Here is an 18,010-nt window from a genome sequence, read left to right on the forward strand (position 1 = left end):
GTATAAAACTATTGTAAATGTCCTACAAAATTGCTTATTTTTGTTGCTATAAGCAAATAAAATTAGATTTGTTTTACAAAATTAAATAAATAATATATCAAATCGGTAAAAAAAATATTTGTTCGTTCCATAATTGGAATCTTACTTTTGTTGCTTATAGTAGCCATACTATTAGCATTACCTGTCGTACAAACTAAACTTGGACAATACGCAACGGATCAATTAAAGAAAGATTACGGAGTAGATATTACAGTTGAAAAAGTGGCGATTAACCCTTTTGGTGGTGTTAAAATGAAAGGCATTTTAGCTAGAGACCATCACAACGATACTTTATTTTATTTCAAAAGAATCAATACCACAATCATAAGTTACAAAAAGCTATTTGATAACGGTCATCCTTATTTTGGCGATTTACAAGCCGATGGTTTGAATCTAAAAATCAGACAATATAAAGGTGAAAAAGACACGAATTTGGATAAATTTGTGGCTGCTTTTGATGATAAATCAGGAAAACCATCTTCAGGGAAATTCAGATTAAAAATCAATTCTATTGCGTTACAAAATAGCCGTTTTAGATACATTGATGAAAACTTAGAAAAGCCAAAATTATTAGATTTCACAGAACTTAACGGACAATTAGATGACTTTTTCGTAAAAGGCTCTAGTGTTTATTCTTATGTTTATAAAATGTCGTTCAAAGATCATCGAGGTTTGGTTATGAAAAACTTAACTTCTGATTTTACCTATACCAAAAAGAATATTTTATTAAACGAATTAGAATTAGAAACGGAAAATTCTTCGTTTAAAGGAAGAACCGAATTACGTTACGATAGAAAAGACTTCAAAGATTTCAATAATAAAGTAATTTTCGATTTAGACATCAAAGAGGGGAAAATATCGAGTAACGATTTAAATTTCTTTTATCCAGAATTTGGAAAAAATCAAAAATTCTATATTGATTCACATATTTTAGGAACTTTAAATAATTTGAAATTCAATAATTTAAAATTCAACGATTTAAATGATAATGAAGTTGTGGGTAATCTTCAATTGAAAAATCTTTTCGGAAAAGGCGATCAAAAATTTTACATGAAAGGTAGTTTCGATAGATTAACTGCTAGCCAAGCGAGTGTAAGTAAGGTTTTACCAAATCTTTTGGGAAAAAATTTACCTAAACAATTGCAAAAACTTGGTCGTGTTGATTTAAAAGGTGATGTGGAATTAACTCAAAAATGGGTGATTGCTGATGTGGATTTGTTTTCGAAATTAGGTCATGTGATTGGCGATTTTAAAATGGACAAAATTGATGATATCGACAGAGCGACATATGATGGAAAGTTTGAATTAGATAATTTCGATTTAGGTGCTTTCTTAGACGAGAAAGATTTAGGAAGAACTTCTGTGGTTTTAGACATTGACGGAACTGGGTTTTCTAAAAAGTATTTGAACACAAAATTAAAAGGAAATGTTGGGCAGTTTAAATATAACGGTTACACTTATAGAAATGTTGATGTAAACGGAACTATGAAAATGCCATATTTTAAAGGTTCTCTTAATAGTAAAGATCCAAATTTGAAAATGACTTTCGATGGTTTAGTCGATTTGAGTAAAAGACAAAAAGAATACGATTTTGATGCAAAAATTGAATATGCGGATTTGAAAAAAACAAATTTGTATACAAAAGATTCAAAATCAATTTTCTCGGGTAATATTAGAATGAAAGCCAAAGGTAATACTCTAGAAGATTTAGCTGGAGTTGTGGAATTAGAAAACATTTCTTATAAGAATCAAAAAGCAGATTATTCTTTTGATAACGCTTATATTACTTCCTCTTTTGATAGTGATAATGTAAGAACAATTACGTTGAACTCATCAGATATGGTTGATGGACAAATTGTTGGAAAATATCAAACCAAACAAATCAGAAAAATTTTAGAGAACGCTGTTGGTAGTTTATATGCCAATTATTCGCCACATAAATTATCTAAAAATCAGTTTTTAGATTTCGATTTTACGATTTACAATAAAATTTTAGAAGTTTTTTATCCAGATGTTTCTATTGCGGAAAACACGCGTGTAAAAGGAAAAATCAATGCAGATGAAGGTTTGTTTCAATTCGATTTTAAATCACCATTTGTAAACGCTTATGAGAATAAATTTAGTGGAATTAAAATTGATATCGACAATAAAAATCCTTTATATAATGCTTATATAGAGTTAGATAGTATAAATACTAAAAAATATAAAGTTTCTGAGTTTAGCTTGATTAATTTAACGTTAAATGACACTTTATTTGCTAGAACCGAGTTTAAAGGTGGCGAAAAAGGTGAAGATAAGTTCGATTTGAATTTATATCACACAATTGATGAAAATAAACAATCAGTTATTGGATTCAAAAAATCGGATATCACTTTCAAAAATTACCAATGGTATATTAATGAAAAAGAAACGAAAGGTAATACTGTTGTTTTTGATAAAGGCTTTAAAAACTTTAATTTCAATCAACTAACCTTATCTCATAACGAACAATTTATCGATTTTAATGGGGAAATGCGAGGAAGTACTTTCAAAGATTTAAACTTTACTTTTAATGATGTTGATATTTCTAAAGTTACACCTGATATAGAGAATTTAGATTTAGGCGGAAGATTAAATGGGGAGTTAAAATACAAACAGGATAATTTAATTTACGAGCCTTCAACGAATTTAACTATTGATAGTTTAGTGGTGAATGACATTCCAGTTGGGGATTTAAAATTAGATGTTGAAGGTGATGAAAGCTTCAAGAAGTTTGATGTTAATGCAAGCATTTCACACGAAGGTGAAGAAACCTTTTACACAACTGGTTTTGTTGAAATGATCAATAATAAAACTATTTTAAATCTTGATGCTGGTTTTGAAAGCTTTAATATTAAACCAATTGGTGGCTTCTTAAAAGGAATTTTAGATAATGTTCGTGGTTTCGCTTCGGGTAGAGCACATATAGTTGGTCCTTTTGATAATCCTGAGGTGGATGGTATTTTATATTTAGCTAATGCTGGAATGCGTGTGCCTTATTTAAATGTGGATTACGATTTTGAGAAAAATTCAATTATTGATTTAACCGAAGAAAAGTTTATTTTCAGAAATATTGAAATTTCAGATGTTAAAAAAGAAACTAACGGTATTTTAAGTGGAACCATTTCGCATGATAAATTTGCTGATTGGGAAATGGATTTAAAAATTGCATCAGACAGATTATTGGTTTTAGACACTAAAGATTCTGATGATGCGTATTATTATGGAAAAGCTTATTTTGATGGCTTTGCCACAATTGAGGGGCCAGTTGAAGCATTAGTTATCAATGCTCAAGGAGAAAGTGCAAGAGGAACTTCAATTAAAATTCCTGTAAATGATTCTGAAAGTGTGAGCGATAATGGTGTGGTTCATTTCACTACACCTGAAGAAAAATATGGAATAAAAAATTCTGATAATAAGCAAACAAAAACCTACAGAGGAATTGATTTAAATTTCGATTTTAATATCACACCAAACACTGAAATCGAAGTAATCTTAAACAGAGAAACTGGGCATTCTATGAAAGGAAGCGGAAATGGTTCTATGTTTATGAGTATTAATACTTTGGGTAAATTCCAAATGGATGGTAATTTCATTGTGGATAAAGGAGAATATTTTTTCAGATATGGAAGTTTTATAGATAAAAAATTCACAGTAAAAAAAGGAGGAACAATTGACTGGGATGGCGATCCAATGGGAGCCAAACTAAATTTAGAAGCAGTTTATTCGACTCAAGCTAATCCTAATATTTTATTAGAAAATTCTAGTTTTAATACAAAAATTCCAACTCAAGTAACCATTGGTATCACTGGTGAATTAGATGCGCCTCAATCTGATTTCAATATTAGTTTTCCAAATGTAAGTTCTGTATTAAAAAGTGATTTGGATTATAAATTACAAGATAAAGATTTCAGACAACAACAAGCTTTCGCCTTATTAGCAACGGGTGGATTTATCTCGCCAAATAATACCAATTATTTTGGTTCATTATTTGAAAAGGCAAATAGTATTTTTGGTGATGTATTATCAGACGGTGAAAACAAATTGCAATTAGGTGTAAATTATCAACTAGGAAATAGACAACAAGAAATCTCAGATAGAGCCTTAGTGACTCTAACAACACAAATTAGTGAAAAGATTAGTATAAATGGTAATGTTGGAGTTCCAGTTGGTGGTGTGAATCAATCTTATGTTGTCGGGAATGTAGAAGTTGTTATGAAACTGAATACAGATGGAACATTAACTGCACATGTTTTCAATAAAGAAAATGACTTAAATTCTAATACTATTGGTCAAAATATTGGCTATACACAAGGTATTGGTTTGTCTTATAGTGTCGATTTTGACGATTTTAAAGAATTACTTCATAAATTATTTAAATCTCAAAAATCTAAAGCGAATTCTAATAATCCTGTGGATGAATCTGAAGATTCTGAAACTAATCCTGAGTTTATCAATTTTATTGAAGAAACCAGAAGACGACAAATCAAAGAAGAGAAAAAAGTCGATCCTAAAAACAGAGTTCCAGATATTAATGATATTCATTAATTTCTGTTAAACACTAGAAAAATTTATTAACGAAAACGTTTGAAACCATTTTTATACTAGAAAATAAGTGATTTTTTAGCATAATATGTAATTTCCTTTGCTAAATTTACAATAATATAATTTTGAATATGTCATCAACAATTAAAAAAATTGGAGTTTTAACATCAGGTGGAGATTCTCCAGGGATGAATGCAGCTATCAGAGCCGTTGTTCGTGCTTGTGCTTATTATAATGTGGAATGTGTTGGAATTTATCGTGGTTATCAAGGTATGATTGAAGGAGATTTTAAAGCCATGGGACCACGGGATGTAAAAAACATCATTAATAAAGGTGGAACGATTTTAAAAACAGCTCGATCTAAAGATTTCATGACGGTTGAAGGAAGAAAAAAAGCCCATGATAATTTAAAAGCAAACGGAGTAGATTCGTTAGTAGTTATTGGTGGTGATGGAACTTTCACTGGAGCAGAAATCTTCAATGAGGAATTCGGGTTTTCAGTAATTGGAATTCCAGGTACTATTGATAATGATATTTTCGGAACAAGTCATACTTTAGGATATGATACAGCGCTAAATACTGTCATTGATGCGATTGATAAAATTAGAGATACTGCTAATTCTCATAACCGATTATTTTTTGTGGAAGTAATGGGAAGAGATGCGGGTCATATTGCATTGAACGCAGGAATTGGAGCAGGAGCAGAAGAAATTCTAATACCGGAAGAAGATTTCGGATTAGAGAGATTGTTAGAATCTTTAAAAAGAAGTAAAGAATCTGGAAAAGCATCAAGTATTGTAGTAGTTTCAGAAGGTGATAAAATTGGTAAAAATGTATTCGAACTAAAAGATTACGTAGAAGAAAATATGCCAGAATATGATGTGCGTGTTTCTGTTTTAGGACATATACAACGTGGTGGTTCACCATCTTGTTTTGATAGAGTTTTAGCTTCGCGTTTAGGTGTAAAAGCTGTAGAAAGTTTATTAGAAGGAAAATCAAATTATATGGTTGGAATTTTGCAAGATAAAATCGCTTTAACTCCATTAGAACAAGCTATTAAAGGACAAAGTGAAATTGATATGGAATTGGTAAAAGTTTCAGATATCGTTTCTTCATAAATATGAGCCAAGTGACTTCGAGAACCTCAGTCAACAGTTGCTTGAGGTATTCGAAAGCAACATTAGAAAAGTTAAATAAAAAATATTAATATTCGCCTAAAGCTTATTGCTTAAAGCCTAAAGTTTAAAAAATATGTCAACAGTAAAATTAGGAATAAACGGTTTCGGTAGAATTGGAAGAATTGTTTTCAGAGAAACATACAACAGAGAAAATGTAGAAGTAGTTGCTATCAATGATTTATTAGAGGTAGAACATTTAGCTTATTTATTAAAATACGATTCGGTACACGGACGTTTTGATGGAAAAGTAGAAGTAAAGGACGGAAAATTATATGTGAACGATAAACATATTCGTGTTACAGCTGAAAAAGATCCCACCTTAATTAAATGGGATGATGTAGACGTTGATGTAGATGTCGTAGCAGAATGTACAGGAATTTTCACCACATTAGAAACGGCTAATGCCCATATTAAAGGTGGTGCTAAGAAAGTAGTGATTTCTGCTCCTTCAGCAGATGCACCAATGTTTGTAATGGGTGTGAATCACGAAAAAGTTACCCCTGCAGATACTATTGTTTCAAATGCATCTTGTACTACAAATAGTTTAGCGCCATTAGCAAAAGTTATTCATGATAATTTCGGAATTGTAGAAGGATTAATGACAACTATTCACGCTACAACAGCCACACAATTAACGGTTGACGGACCTTCTAAAAGAGATTTCCGTGGTGGTCGTTCGGCATTATTAAATATTATTCCGTCTTCAACTGGTGCAGCCGTTGCGGTTACCAAAGTAATTCCAGAATTGAAAGGAAAATTAACAGGAATGTCAATGAGAGTTCCAGTTGCCGATGTTTCTGTAGTTGATTTAACAGTGAAATTGGCTAAAGAAACTACTTATGAAGAAATTATGAAAGTGCTTAAAAATGCTTCAGAAACTTCAATGAAAGGCATTTTAGGTTATACAGAAGATGATGTAGTTTCTCAAGATTTTGTATCTAATACACATACTTCAATTGTCGATTCAAAAGCGGGAATTGGTTTAAATTCAACGTTTTTCAAATTGGTTTCTTGGTATGATAACGAATACGGTTATTCAAGTAAATTAATCGATTTGGCGGTTCATATCAATTCTGTAAAATAAAAATTGTTAGGAGTTTTGGGTTATGAGTTTAAAGTGTTATTTTCACATCCCATAACAAAAAACTCATAACTCATAACAAAATAAAAATGAAATTACTTGTAGACAGCGGTTCCACAAAAGCCGATTGGATTGCCATTGATGATAACGGAAAAGTATTATTTACCACACAATCTTTAGGTTTAAACCCAGAAGTACTAACAAAAGAAGAGATAATTACTCGTTTAAACGATAAATTCGATATTTCACAAAATAAAGATAAAGCGTCACATTTGTTTTTCTACGGAGCAGGTTGTGGAACGGATAGAATGAAAATCTTTCTTTCAAATATCTTTAAAGAATATTTCACAAACGCAGCAATTTCAGTTCATGAAGATACGTATGCTGCTGTTTTTGCCACTACACCTAAGAATGAAAAAGCCATTGTTTGTATTTTAGGAACAGGTTCAAATTGTAGTTATTTTGACGGACATGTTTTACATCAGAAAGTGCAATCTTTAGGTTATATTGCCATGGATGATTGTAGTGGAAATCGTTTTGGGCGTCATTTAATTCGAGCGTATTATTTCAATCAAATGCCAAAACATTTAGCAGAGAGTTTTGAAAAAGAATACGATTTAGATGCAGATGTACTGAAGCAAAATTTCTATAAAGAACCAAACCCAAATGCTTATTTAGCAACGTTTGCCGAGTTTTTAATTAAAAATAAAGATGAGGAAATTTGTCAAAAGTTCATTCGTGAAGAAATGGTTGCTTTTGTAGAATGTTACATCATGCAATTTGAAAATCATAAAGAAGTTCCGGTTCATTTTATTGGTTCGATTGCGTTTTATTTAAAAGATGAATTAGAAGCTGTATTAAACGAATACGGAATCACAATCGGGAATGTTTTGCGACGACCAATTGACGGTTTAATTGAATTTCATATAGCGAATAATTAAAATTTATAAACCCTGTTAAGTATCGTTTAACAGGGTTTTTTCTTGCATTGATTTGTTTGATTTAGTATTTATTTGTAATTTGAAAAATATTTATTACGAGATATGGAGTTTTTAAAACGTTTTAGTTTATACCAAGAAAAAGAAGATTATGCTACAGTTATTGAAACTATTGAACAAGGAGTAGTTTTTAAAGGCACGAATTTGTGGGTTTTAATTTTCGCTATTTTTATTGCTTCACTTGGATTAAATGTGAATTCAACAGCTGTAATTATAGGTGCGATGTTGGTTTCTCCTTTAATGGGTCCAATTATGGGATTGGGTTTAGCAATGGGAATTAACGACTTAGCACTATTAAAAAAATCGGCTAAAAATTTTCTATTTGCTGTTGGTGTAAGTTTATTTACATCTACATTCTATTTTTTTCTTTCTCCTCTAAATGAAGCACATTCTGAAATCTTAGCAAGAACAACCCCCAATATTTATGATGTTTTAATTGCTTTTTTTGGTGGACTTGCAGGTATTTTAGCCACTTCAAGCAAATTAAAAGGAAATGTCATTCCAGGTGTGGCAATTGCAACTGCTTTAATGCCACCTTTATGTACTGCTGGGTATGGATTAGCAAGTGGAAATTGGCAGTTTTTTTCTGGAGCATTATACTTGTTTTTTATCAATACCGTTTTTATTGCTTTATCAACTTTTGTAACGGTTAGATTTTTACGATTTCCAAATAAAGAATTTATTGATGTCAAAATAAAGAAAAAAGTTCATAATTGGATTGGATTTATAGTGGTTTTGACATTAGTTCCAAGTATTTATTTTGGTTACGAATTTATCAAAGAAATCAAGTTTAAAACACAAGCGAATAAATTTATAACTGAACAAGTAAATTTGAAAAACAACTTCATTATTTCAAAGAAAATGCAATACAAGGATGAATTAATCGAATTGGTTATTGGTGGAAAAAAAGTTGACTCATTAGAAATTAACACGCTAAAAAACAATCTAAAAGCATATAATTTAGAAACTGCAAATCTGATTATTAAAGAGGGATTTTCGTTTTCTAATGATGTAGATAAAAAAATAAATACATCTCAAAACAGAATTCTTGAGGAATATCAAAACAAAATCTCAAATGATGAAAATTTCAAAAAGAAAAATAAAGAAGTATTCCAAGAAATTAAAGTTTTATTTCCAGAAATAACTTCTTTTATAATGACAACGGGTGAAAATCATAATATAGAAAAATTGGAACTTGTAAATCTTTGTATCATTCAATTAGAAAAAAATAGCACAAAAGATTTTGACTTTGAAAAATTTCAAAATTGGATAAAAACAACATATAATTTAAAAGCAATTAAGTTTATAACAAAAGAATAAAATCAGTTGTTTTAGACTTAAAATCTCGATTTTACTTTGAAAATTTGCTTAAAAAAAGTAACTTTGTGTAACGCTATGGAAAATATAAGTCATTTGAATAAAGCCATTCCTAACTGATTTGTTTTCTTTAAATCAGGGGATTTTTCCAAAACTATTTTTAATTTTTTTCGATGCAGTTTTATCATGAAGCTGTATCTAAATATTATTTTGTTTTATGAATAAAGTTTTCAATTTATTTGATTTATCTCAAAAAGTTAATTACAGAACCGAAATATTAGCTGGATTAACCGTTGCCATGACTATGATTCCCGAATCGTTATCTTTCGCAATATTAGCTGGTTTTCCCCCTTTGGTTGGATTATATGGCGCTTTTATAATGGGATTAGTAACTGCCATTTTTGGTGGACGACCAGGATTAATTTCTGGTGGAGCAGGAGCAACAGTTATCGTTCTTATCGCATTAATGAAATCTCACGGTTTAGAATATGTTTTTGGTGCGATTGTGATAGCAGGAATCATTCAAATTTTAGTTGGATTATTTAAGCTCGGGAAATTCATTAGATTAGTTCCACAACCTGTAATGTATGGATTTGTTAATGGATTAGCTATTGTGATTTTCATGTCGCAATTAGAGCAATTCAAAACTATAATTAACGGACAAACGCAATGGTTAACTGGCACACCTTTTTTAATTATGGCTGGTTTAGTTGCGTTAACTATTGCAATTGTTGTGTTGTTTCCAAAAATTACTAAAGTGATCCCTTCGTCTTTAGTCGCAATTTTAGTGGTTTTTGCCGTTGTGTTACTTTTCAATATTGATACGAAACAAGTACAAGATATCGCTTCTGTTAGCGGAAGTTTGCCGCCATTTCATATTCCAAATTTCCCTTTAAATTTTGATACATTTCTAATCATCTTGCCTTACGGGGTTATAATGGCAGCTGTTGGATTAACAGAAGGTTTACTTACATTGAATTTAGTTGATGAAATCACTTCAACAAAAGGAAATAGTAACAGAGAATGTGTTGCACAAGGAAGTGCCAATATTTTAAATGGTTTTTTCTTCGGAATGGGCGGTTGTCCTATGATTGCACAAACTTTAGTTAATCTTTCTGCTGGTTCAAGAGCTCGACTTTCTGGTATTGTTGCCGCTTTAGCCATATTACTCATTATTTTAGTTGGTGCGCCAGTTATTGGAAAATTACCAATGGCTGCTTTAACTGGAGTGATGATTATGGTTGCTTTCGGAACTTTTGAATGGGCAAGTTTGAAAATTTTTAAACGCATGCCAAAATCAGATATTTTTGTGATGCTTGTGGTAACTTTAATTACCGTTTTACTTCATAATTTAGCTTTAGCGGTATTAATTGGTGTGATTATTTCTGCATTGGTTTTTGCTTGGGATAATGCGAAACGAATTCGTGCTAGAAAATATATCGATGAAGCAGGAGTGAAGCATTATGAAATATTCGGACCTTTATTTTTCGGTTCAGTTACTAATTTTGCAGAAAAGTTTGATGTAGCAAACGATCCTAATGAAATTATTATTGATTTTAAAGAAAGTCGAGTAGCGGATATGTCGGCAATTGAAGCTTTAAACGCACTTACACATCGTTATTATTTACAAGGAAAAAAAGTACATTTACGTTATTTAAGTAAAGATTGTATTCAATTATTGAATAATGCTGAAGCAATTGTAGACGTAAATATTATGGAAGATCCAACGTATTTGTTAATGGACAAAAAAAACATTTAAAATTTACATAACTTAAAATATATAAAATGAAGTTAACACAATTATTTAAAGACTTTTTCGAAAGTGAAAAACTAGCCGGATTAGTATTAATTCTTTGTACAGTTGTTTCGTTATTACTGGCAAATTCTTCGTTTGGAGAAAGTTACCATCATTTTTGGATGACTGAATTTTCTGGTCATAGCATAGAACATTGGATTAATGATGGTTTGATGACGATTTTCTTTTTACTAATTGGTTTAGAATTAGAAAGAGAAATTTATCAAGGGGAATTATCCAACTTTAAAGATGCGTTATTACCCATTTTTGCTGCTATTGGTGGAATGATTATTCCCGCTGGGATATTTATATTTTTTAATTTTGGTACAGAAACCCAATCGGGAGCGGGAATTCCGATGGCGACAGATATTGCTTTTGCGTTAGGAATTTTGTCTTTATTAGGAAACAGAGTACCTACTTCACTAAAAGTCTTTTTAACGGCTTTAGCTGTTATTGATGATTTAGGTGCGATTTTAATTATCGCGATTTTTTACACAAAAACCTTACTTTGGACGAACTTATTCATTGCATTAGGAATGTTTGTGTTTCTTTATGTCTTAGGTAAATATTTTAAAGTTAAGAGTTTAATTCCGTATTTAATTGGTGGTGTCATTATGTGGTATTTTATGCTGAATTCTGGCGTTCATGCTACAATTACTGGAGTTTTATTGGCTTTTGCAATTCCTTTTGGAAAAGGTGGACACAAATCTACATCGTATATTTTACAACATTTTTTACATAAACCTGTGGCGTTTATCATTTTACCTATTTTTGCTTTGGCGAATACTGCCATTGTGATGAGTGGAGATATTTCGCAAATACTTACTGAGAATTATAGTTTAGGAATTGCGCTCGGATTAATTGTAGGGAAGCCACTAGGCATCTTTTTAATTACGTTTTTCGCAGTGAAAGTTGGTTTATGTAAATTGCCTAGCGACTTAAATTGGAAAACGGTTTTAGGTGTTGGTTTCTTAGGTGGAATTGGCTTTACGATGTCGATTTTTATTACGCTTTTGGCTTTTGAAAATGAAACGGTTATTAATAATGCTAAGTTTATCATTCTACTTTCTTCATTAGTGGCGGGAGTTTTAGGATTTGTGTTTTTGAAAGCCACATTGAAAGATTCTCATATTGAAGTTGAAGAATAATTTTCGATTAAATTATATAAGCCACGAATTTCCGAATTGATATGGATTGTCTAAATTTGATTCATCTTTGATGAAATTCGAATAAAATCGAATCTAAACAATTAAAATTTGTGAATTCGTGGTAAAAAAATACTATAACATGAATAAAAAAATGGAAATAGCAGTAATTGCACACGATGGTAAGAAAGCAGATATGGTTCAGTTTTTAAATAAAAACCGAGACATATTACTAAAAGAAAACATCAAAATTATTGCTACAGGAACGACTGGCAGTAGAGTAGAAGCCACTGGTATAAAAGTCAAGAAAATGCTGAGCGGACCTTTAGGTGGCGATGCACAAATTGCGGCTAGAGTAGCGGAAGGCAAAACTAAAATGGTATTATTTTTTAAAGACCCATCTAGTAGTCACGCGCACGAACCAGATATTAATATGCTAATTCGTATTTGCGATGTACACAACGTACCTTTAGCTACCAATGAGGCTACAGCACAATTGCTGTTGAATGCTTTGTTGCTAGAGGAGTAACTAATTTAAATAGTATATCAGACCTAATAGTTTTTTAAAGCTGTTAGGTCTTTTTTTGTGCTTATTCCTAACTATTTGTTCTCAACTTCTGTTTGATTGATTTGCTTTGTTAGTTCTTTTAGTTGTTTGTATGGGATTGTTGTTATTGTTTCTTTAAGACTCTTGTCTGTTTCAGTTTGCTTTAGGTTATTTAGGGGATGGTCTTCTGCAATTTTGTGTGTTGCATCTTCTCTGTAAACAAGGATGTCGTTTGGTTCACAAACTAGTATTCTGCATAACAATTCGAGGTGATCTAAACGTAATGTTCTTGATTGACTATTTAATATATCCTGTGCAGAATGTGGTGATATACCCGCTTTTACAAGGTAGGCGTGAGGTTTGTCGATTCCACGAGCTTTAAATATTGGTGATAAGTTGAAAGAAAGCATATAAATTATTTGAGTTTTAGTATTTATGATGCTAAAATATAAAATTATAATATAAATCCTACAAGTAATGTCGTTAAAACTGGAAATGAAGTTGCTAAAACTGGAAACAAAATAGTTAAAACTGGAAATGAAGTTGCTAAAACTGGAAACAAAATAGTTAAAACTGGAAATGATGTTGTTAAAACTGGAAACAAAATAGCTAAAACTGGAAATGATGTTGTTATAACTGGAAATACTGTTGTTAAAACTGGAAATGATGTTGCTAAAACTGGAAATGATTTTGTTATAACTGGAAATACTGTTGCTAAAACTGGAAATGATGTTGTTCTAACTGGAAATACTGTTGTTAAAACTGGAAAGTATTTTAGTAATTATCTAGGTGGGGTAACTAATAAGACCTGACAGGTTTTTGAAATGCTGTTATTTAGATGCATGGATTACTTCGTCAGTTCGCTGTGCTAGTGTGCAAATCTGTGCTATTGGGTTTAAAAATTCTAATTTATTTATCTAATGAACGAACGCGAAGGGATTGACTTCGTCGAATTTCATTTCGCTCATGAGCGGAGGGATATTAATCTAATTTTGTATGAGGATAAAATTTTTGAGATAATTTTTTTGTTAAAAATTCTGCAGCTTTTATTACCCCATATTCTTGAACATCTATCGATTGAATCGGATAACCTTTTAAATAAATAATATACTCACCTTTTGCAAATGTATGAGCAATTTCAAGGTCAATCAATGCTTGAGTAATTTCTGAATTCACTTCATATGTTACAATATTGGCAAAGCCACAAGGTCCTTTATCTCCATATTTTTTATATTTTGATTCTGTTTCTTTATAATTTATTTCTTCGGCTTCCTTAATTGCTTCTTTAACTAAATCATATGTCTCTTTTCTTACAGAGACTTTATTTAGTTTAGATATTCTATTAAATGGAAGGTCATCAAATTTTATATAATCTAAATCTATATTTAGATTTGACAATTCTTCAATTGACATTACAAAAGTATTTTCCAAAAGTTTTAAATTATATTCTATTCCATAATTTGTACTGGTTGAATGATATAAGTTTTTTATATGTTCTAATATATCAATAACTTCTACATTTGTTTTCACAAAAACTATAATTTTACTAAATGAGAAATCATCATTTTGAGCTATAAAAGGCATTCCTGGAAAATCAAAATTTTCTTTTATATCTGCCCATCTCCATTCTCTTTCATGAGTCCAATCAATTCGTTTTTGTTTTTTAATATTTGTATAAACATATCTATACATTTCATTGAGACCAATACCACACTTTTCTGATAAAGTTCTTATGCCAATCCCAAAGTTTTTGTCACCCATTTTAGCTTCTAAATGTTTACCCGATAATCCATAAATTACCGGTCGTGCACCTGCTTCGAATAGCTCTTCTTTTAAAAAAGCAATTCCATATGACTCTATAGATTCACTGCTTTTGCGAGTTTTAGCATATTCTAATAATGCATATAAAGGCATTTCAGTAAAACAAGCTGCTGATTTTGATCCATATATTGTTGCTGATTTTTTTCTGAATGACCAACCAGTTTTTATAATTCCATCATGTAGAATTTTTTTTAACACATAGAAAGCTTCTGCATCAGATTCCAATCCATAATCATCCTCCTGATATTTTTCAGTAAGATATATTGGTTCTCCCTCATATGTAAAAGTGTCAGGAAAAGGATCATATTCAAAGCCATCTTCAACTTCCCAATCATAAGAAAATTCTTGAGGGTCATTTTCAGGATTTCTATCGTGAACAAAATGTATAATCCATTCAGTTAAATCATTTCTATTCATTTTTTCTTAATTGTGTGATTACTTCGTCAGTTCGCTGGTGCTCGTGTACAAATCAGCGTTATCGGGTAAAAGCTTTATTGTATTCAATTCTTTGTTTTATAAAGTTCAATAATTCTTTTGAATCTTCCATAGATTCCCCATTTATTATTGTACCAAAATTCTCTCCCAAGCAAAGTGTATCAGTTTTTATTCCTTGATGTACTAAAATGCGAATACGAACATCAGCACGAAAATCAGTTGAATCAATTTTATACTTTCTGTAGATTTTTAAGAATTTGTCAACCGAAGTTTTATCGCAAACTCTCATGAATTTAAAATTTTCGGTAAGAGAATCAACATTTTTAGGCCAACCACATCCAAACCGCATTGGATAATTTACGCCTGGTTTGTGAAATATAATTTCTAAATTGTTAGCTGGGTAAGAAACGATTTCTTTCTTACAACTATAAAAAAGGACAATTAAAAAAAGAATAATATTTTTCATAAGGTATTTTAAGTACGATTGGTTTTCAAAATTATATAAATTCTTTTTCAAACATTTTGATTAAATCATTTGTCTCAACTGCTGTTTCATCAAATAATCTCAAAGGTTCTCTAACTTTTGGATATTCATCAACAAATTCAATGTCATCTATTTGTTTTAGATTAAAATTATTCATGATTTGTGTAAACGATTCTTCATTTATTCCCCAAAATTTAATGTATTTAGATTCACTAACGAAGATTTCGATTAGTTCATTTTCTGATTGAAATAGCAATCCTATTTCAATAAAAGTATCTGCAACAATCTCTTTAGAATATTTATTTAAAAAACTTAAAGTTTTCTCTTTGCTTGAATATTTACCATATTTCAATTCTGAACCTTCGTGACCAAATATTATAGCAATTATTTCAGGCATTTCTTTAGAAAGTGATACTATCAAATTCCATAGATTAGAATTGTTAATATTTATTTCTGTGTAAAAGTTAAAACCTAAATCTGCATGATCTGGATTATTGTCCTTTTGATGTAAAATATAACCCTCTACAATATTTGCGGTTTTCCTTTCTTCAAGTCGTTTAGATACAGTAGAATTTGCTGGAACTTCGTCAATATTTGGTGCGCGTAAAGTTATTGGTAATTCTAAACTTTCTTTCATAGATTATTGTTATTGTGTCAAACAGACGTAATATTGTGGTACGGTTTACTTCGTCAGTTCGCTGTGCTAGTGTGTAAATCTGTGCTAACTGTTTAATGTAAAAGTAGCTATTGTGCTAAACCGTTTTTGTGTGTAGTTTTTTTATAATTTTTATAAGATTTAGTAATATTTTCGTAAAGCTCTTCAATACTACAATCTAGTAACGCACTTGAAATTATTATACTTTTTTTATAATTCCAATTCCCCATAAACATTAGAAATTTTTTTATTAAGTTTAATTTTCTATTTTTAAAAACAGATTCATTTACAAATATCTCTATACTTTTTTTCTTAATTCTCTCAATTTTTGAAATGTTCTGCCATTCAATTTTGCCTAAAGATTCATATCTTGAATTGTCAATTATAAATTCTTCGGTTATATATAATGCATATCTTCTAGAATAAAGTTTTAAAATTGAGAAAAATAATGCTGAAAATAAAACTATTCCAATTATTCCAAGAATTTGAATGTGTAATATTTTCATAAACACATTTCTTATGAAAATTTCAGGTTTTAAAATGAAATAAACAGAAAAGGTAAGCAGTAGTAAAGAAATTATAATTCCCAATGTTATTCTTTCTTTTCTAAATTTGATTTCTAAATTCATAATTCTGTTTACCATGTTTTTCAAAATTACATATAATGTTTCGGGGCTTGGTGCAGTAGCGCTACGTGGAACTGATTTTTTTCTGTTAAAGATAAAATTTCTTGCGAAATGTGAACTTGAATTTACTTCAAAATTCGCAATCTTGCCAAACGCTTGTTATGTGGTGTATTTATTGTCTCCAAGTTTGTAAATATCATAATATCTTTTCACGAGCCCATTTATATATCTTTTCAAATAGTTTTCACTTAAAAATGAGTTTGACCAATTGTCATAACGTTGGCATTGTATTCCTAAATAAAAAAAATATAAACTTACTCCAAGCATCGGAATGAGTCGTTTTTCTTCTTTACTAATTGGGGTTATAGATTCATAACCTTTGATAAAGCTTTCTACCTTTGGTTGATAATCTTTTGGCTCATACTTCTCGACATTATGAAGTTGCATAATGTAGTAAGCGATGTCTAAACAAAGCCAACCATTTCCACAGAAATCGAAATCAAAAATTGTTATTTCGTTCTCTTCTGTTACGTTTATATTGTCAAACCAAATGTCAAGATGAACAATTCCTTTTCGAATTTGAGAAGTGTCAACATTTTCAAACTCCTTTATTAAATATTTTTGAGCCGACAACATAAAGTTCATTTCTTCAGTGCCCGCTGTCAAAAAATTTGATACTTTCTTTAAGGAGTCAATAAGAATTACTTCAGGTGTGTATTCTACACGACTTAACTTCAGGTTATTAGTTACCGTATGAAGTTGAGCCATAAGTTGCCCAATACGGAAATGAGTTTCAGCCGAAATAATGTGCAGTTTTTCGCCTCTTGCATAAGTGAAAAGTACAGCATATCTATTTCCTTCAGGGGCATTTAGTGTTTGTATAAAATTATTTGTTTCGTCTGGTAGTGGATAAGAAATAGAAATATTTTTTTGTTTTAACTCGTTTAATAATTTTATTTCTTCTACTATTTCTGCATGTGTTCTCCAATTTAAACTATAAATGCGGAATACAAACTTGTCCAAATTGTCGGTTATCAAATAGGTGTCATTGATTCCTGCTTTAATTAATTGGCATTTGGTGTCTTTACTTAAAGAATATTTTTCCTGTAAAAACAGTCCGATATGTGTTGCTGAAAGGTTAGAATTTGTTACTGGAAAATGTGTCATTTGTTTTTTGCTGTCTGTCTTAAAATTGTACCTAACGTTCCGGCGCTTGGCGAGGTTGCGAATTTCGGAACCGATTATTTTCTGTTAAAGATAAAATTTCTTGCGAAATGTAAACGTGAATTTAATATAAAATTCGCAATCTTGCCAAACGCCTGTTAC

15 protein-coding genes are annotated in these 18,010 nt (G+C 30.5%); 8 read left to right on the forward strand and 7 right to left on the reverse strand.

Annotated features, from left to right (window positions below):
- The first annotated feature begins 114 nt into the window (after positions 1-114).
- From BMX42_RS10565 to BMX42_RS10600, 8 genes are all read left to right on the forward strand, one after another.
- A complete protein-coding gene (locus BMX42_RS10565) occupies positions 115-4,605 on the forward strand; it encodes a translocation/assembly module TamB domain-containing protein (protein ID WP_449404129.1) in 4,491 nt (1,496 codons plus the stop codon).
- A 128-nt stretch (positions 4,606-4,733) separates the two neighbouring features.
- Positions 4,734-5,720 (forward strand): 6-phosphofructokinase, encoded by a 987-nt coding sequence (gene pfkA / locus BMX42_RS10570; RefSeq protein ID WP_091313589.1) that lies wholly within the window; start codon positions 4,734-4,736, stop codon positions 5,718-5,720.
- 133 nt (positions 5,721-5,853) lie between these two features.
- Positions 5,854-6,864: a type I glyceraldehyde-3-phosphate dehydrogenase gene (gene gap, locus BMX42_RS10575; protein ID WP_091313592.1), complete on the forward strand. Its 1,011-nt coding sequence runs from the start codon at positions 5,854-5,856 to the stop codon at positions 6,862-6,864.
- Between the two features lie 86 nt (positions 6,865-6,950).
- Entirely contained in the window at positions 6,951-7,802 is an 852-nt protein-coding gene (locus BMX42_RS10580; RefSeq protein ID WP_091313595.1) for an N-acetylglucosamine kinase, read from the forward strand.
- Between the two features lie 102 nt (positions 7,803-7,904).
- Positions 7,905-9,179 (forward strand): TIGR00341 family protein, encoded by a 1,275-nt coding sequence (locus BMX42_RS10585; protein ID WP_091313598.1) that lies wholly within the window; start codon positions 7,905-7,907, stop codon positions 9,177-9,179.
- Between the two features lie 214 nt (positions 9,180-9,393).
- Positions 9,394-10,935, forward strand: a complete 1,542-nt coding sequence (locus tag BMX42_RS10590) for a SulP family inorganic anion transporter (protein ID WP_091313602.1) — start codon at positions 9,394-9,396, stop codon at positions 10,933-10,935.
- A 26-nt stretch (positions 10,936-10,961) separates the two neighbouring features.
- Positions 10,962-12,119 (forward strand): Na+/H+ antiporter NhaA, encoded by a 1,158-nt coding sequence (nhaA, locus tag BMX42_RS10595; RefSeq protein ID WP_091313605.1) that lies wholly within the window; start codon positions 10,962-10,964, stop codon positions 12,117-12,119.
- Positions 12,120-12,270: 151 nt separating this feature from the next.
- On the forward strand, positions 12,271-12,645 hold the full coding sequence (locus tag BMX42_RS10600; protein WP_091314108.1) for a methylglyoxal synthase: 375 nt from the start codon (positions 12,271-12,273) through the stop codon (positions 12,643-12,645).
- A 71-nt stretch (positions 12,646-12,716) separates the two neighbouring features.
- Here the strand turns inward: BMX42_RS10600 and BMX42_RS10605 are convergent, their stop codons facing one another.
- The 7 genes from BMX42_RS10605 to BMX42_RS10630 form a co-directional block, all read right to left on the reverse strand.
- Positions 12,717-13,073: a helix-turn-helix domain-containing protein gene (locus BMX42_RS10605; RefSeq protein WP_091313609.1), complete on the reverse strand. Its 357-nt coding sequence runs from the start codon at positions 13,071-13,073 to the stop codon at positions 12,717-12,719.
- A gap of 44 nt (positions 13,074-13,117) precedes the next feature.
- Positions 13,118-13,267 carry a hypothetical protein gene (locus tag BMX42_RS14540; RefSeq protein ID WP_177169162.1) on the reverse strand — a complete coding sequence of 50 codons (150 nt, stop codon included), beginning with the start codon at positions 13,265-13,267 and terminating at the stop codon, positions 13,118-13,120.
- A gap of 377 nt (positions 13,268-13,644) precedes the next feature.
- The gene (locus BMX42_RS10610; protein ID WP_091313612.1) at positions 13,645-14,901 is read right to left on the reverse strand and encodes a hypothetical protein; all 1,257 of its coding nucleotides are present in this window, start codon (positions 14,899-14,901) and stop codon (positions 13,645-13,647) included.
- Positions 14,902-14,959: 58 nt separating this feature from the next.
- Positions 14,960-15,385 (reverse strand): hypothetical protein, encoded by a 426-nt coding sequence (locus BMX42_RS10615; RefSeq protein ID WP_091313617.1) that lies wholly within the window; start codon positions 15,383-15,385, stop codon positions 14,960-14,962.
- Positions 15,386-15,416: 31 nt separating this feature from the next.
- Complete coding sequence (locus tag BMX42_RS10620) at positions 15,417-16,040, reverse strand: hypothetical protein (protein WP_091313620.1); 624 nt, start codon at positions 16,038-16,040, stop codon at positions 15,417-15,419.
- 107 nt (positions 16,041-16,147) lie between these two features.
- The gene (locus BMX42_RS10625; RefSeq protein ID WP_143055641.1) at positions 16,148-16,687 is read right to left on the reverse strand and encodes an STM3941 family protein; all 540 of its coding nucleotides are present in this window, start codon (positions 16,685-16,687) and stop codon (positions 16,148-16,150) included.
- 156 nt (positions 16,688-16,843) lie between these two features.
- On the reverse strand, positions 16,844-17,851 hold the full coding sequence (locus tag BMX42_RS10630; RefSeq protein WP_091313626.1) for a phosphotransferase: 1,008 nt from the start codon (positions 17,849-17,851) through the stop codon (positions 16,844-16,846).
- Positions 17,852-18,010: the final 159 nt, after the last annotated feature.

This window comes from Flavobacterium terrigena (assembly GCF_900108955.1).
Lineage (GTDB): Bacteria > Bacteroidota > Bacteroidia > Flavobacteriales > Flavobacteriaceae > Flavobacterium > Flavobacterium terrigena.

Bases quoted from the DNA above. Each gene is read 5' to 3' on its own strand.
- BMX42_RS10605 (WP_091313609.1), bottom strand. From the start codon at position 13,073: ATGCTTTCTTTCAACTTATCACCAATATTTAAAGCTCGTGGAATCGAC.
- BMX42_RS10600 (WP_091314108.1), top strand. From the start codon at position 12,271: ATGGAAATAGCAGTAATTGCACACGATGGTAAGAAAGCAGATATGGTT.
- BMX42_RS10590 (WP_091313602.1), top strand. From the start codon at position 9,394: ATGAATAAAGTTTTCAATTTATTTGATTTATCTCAAAAAGTTAATTAC.
- BMX42_RS10615 (WP_091313617.1), bottom strand. From the start codon at position 15,385: ATGAAAAATATTATTCTTTTTTTAATTGTCCTTTTTTATAGTTGTAAG.
- BMX42_RS10625 (WP_143055641.1), bottom strand. From the start codon at position 16,687: ATGAATTTAGAAATCAAATTTAGAAAAGAAAGAATAACATTGGGAATT.
- BMX42_RS10620 (WP_091313620.1), bottom strand. From the start codon at position 16,040: ATGAAAGAAAGTTTAGAATTACCAATAACTTTACGCGCACCAAATATT.
- nhaA (WP_091313605.1), top strand. From the start codon at position 10,962: ATGAAGTTAACACAATTATTTAAAGACTTTTTCGAAAGTGAAAAACTA.
- BMX42_RS10580 (WP_091313595.1), top strand. From the start codon at position 6,951: ATGAAATTACTTGTAGACAGCGGTTCCACAAAAGCCGATTGGATTGCC.
- BMX42_RS10630 (WP_091313626.1), bottom strand. From the start codon at position 17,851: ATGACACATTTTCCAGTAACAAATTCTAACCTTTCAGCAACACATATC.
- BMX42_RS10585 (WP_091313598.1), top strand. From the start codon at position 7,905: ATGGAGTTTTTAAAACGTTTTAGTTTATACCAAGAAAAAGAAGATTAT.
- gap (WP_091313592.1), top strand. From the start codon at position 5,854: ATGTCAACAGTAAAATTAGGAATAAACGGTTTCGGTAGAATTGGAAGA.
- pfkA (WP_091313589.1), top strand. From the start codon at position 4,734: ATGTCATCAACAATTAAAAAAATTGGAGTTTTAACATCAGGTGGAGAT.
- BMX42_RS10610 (WP_091313612.1), bottom strand. From the start codon at position 14,901: ATGAATAGAAATGATTTAACTGAATGGATTATACATTTTGTTCACGAT.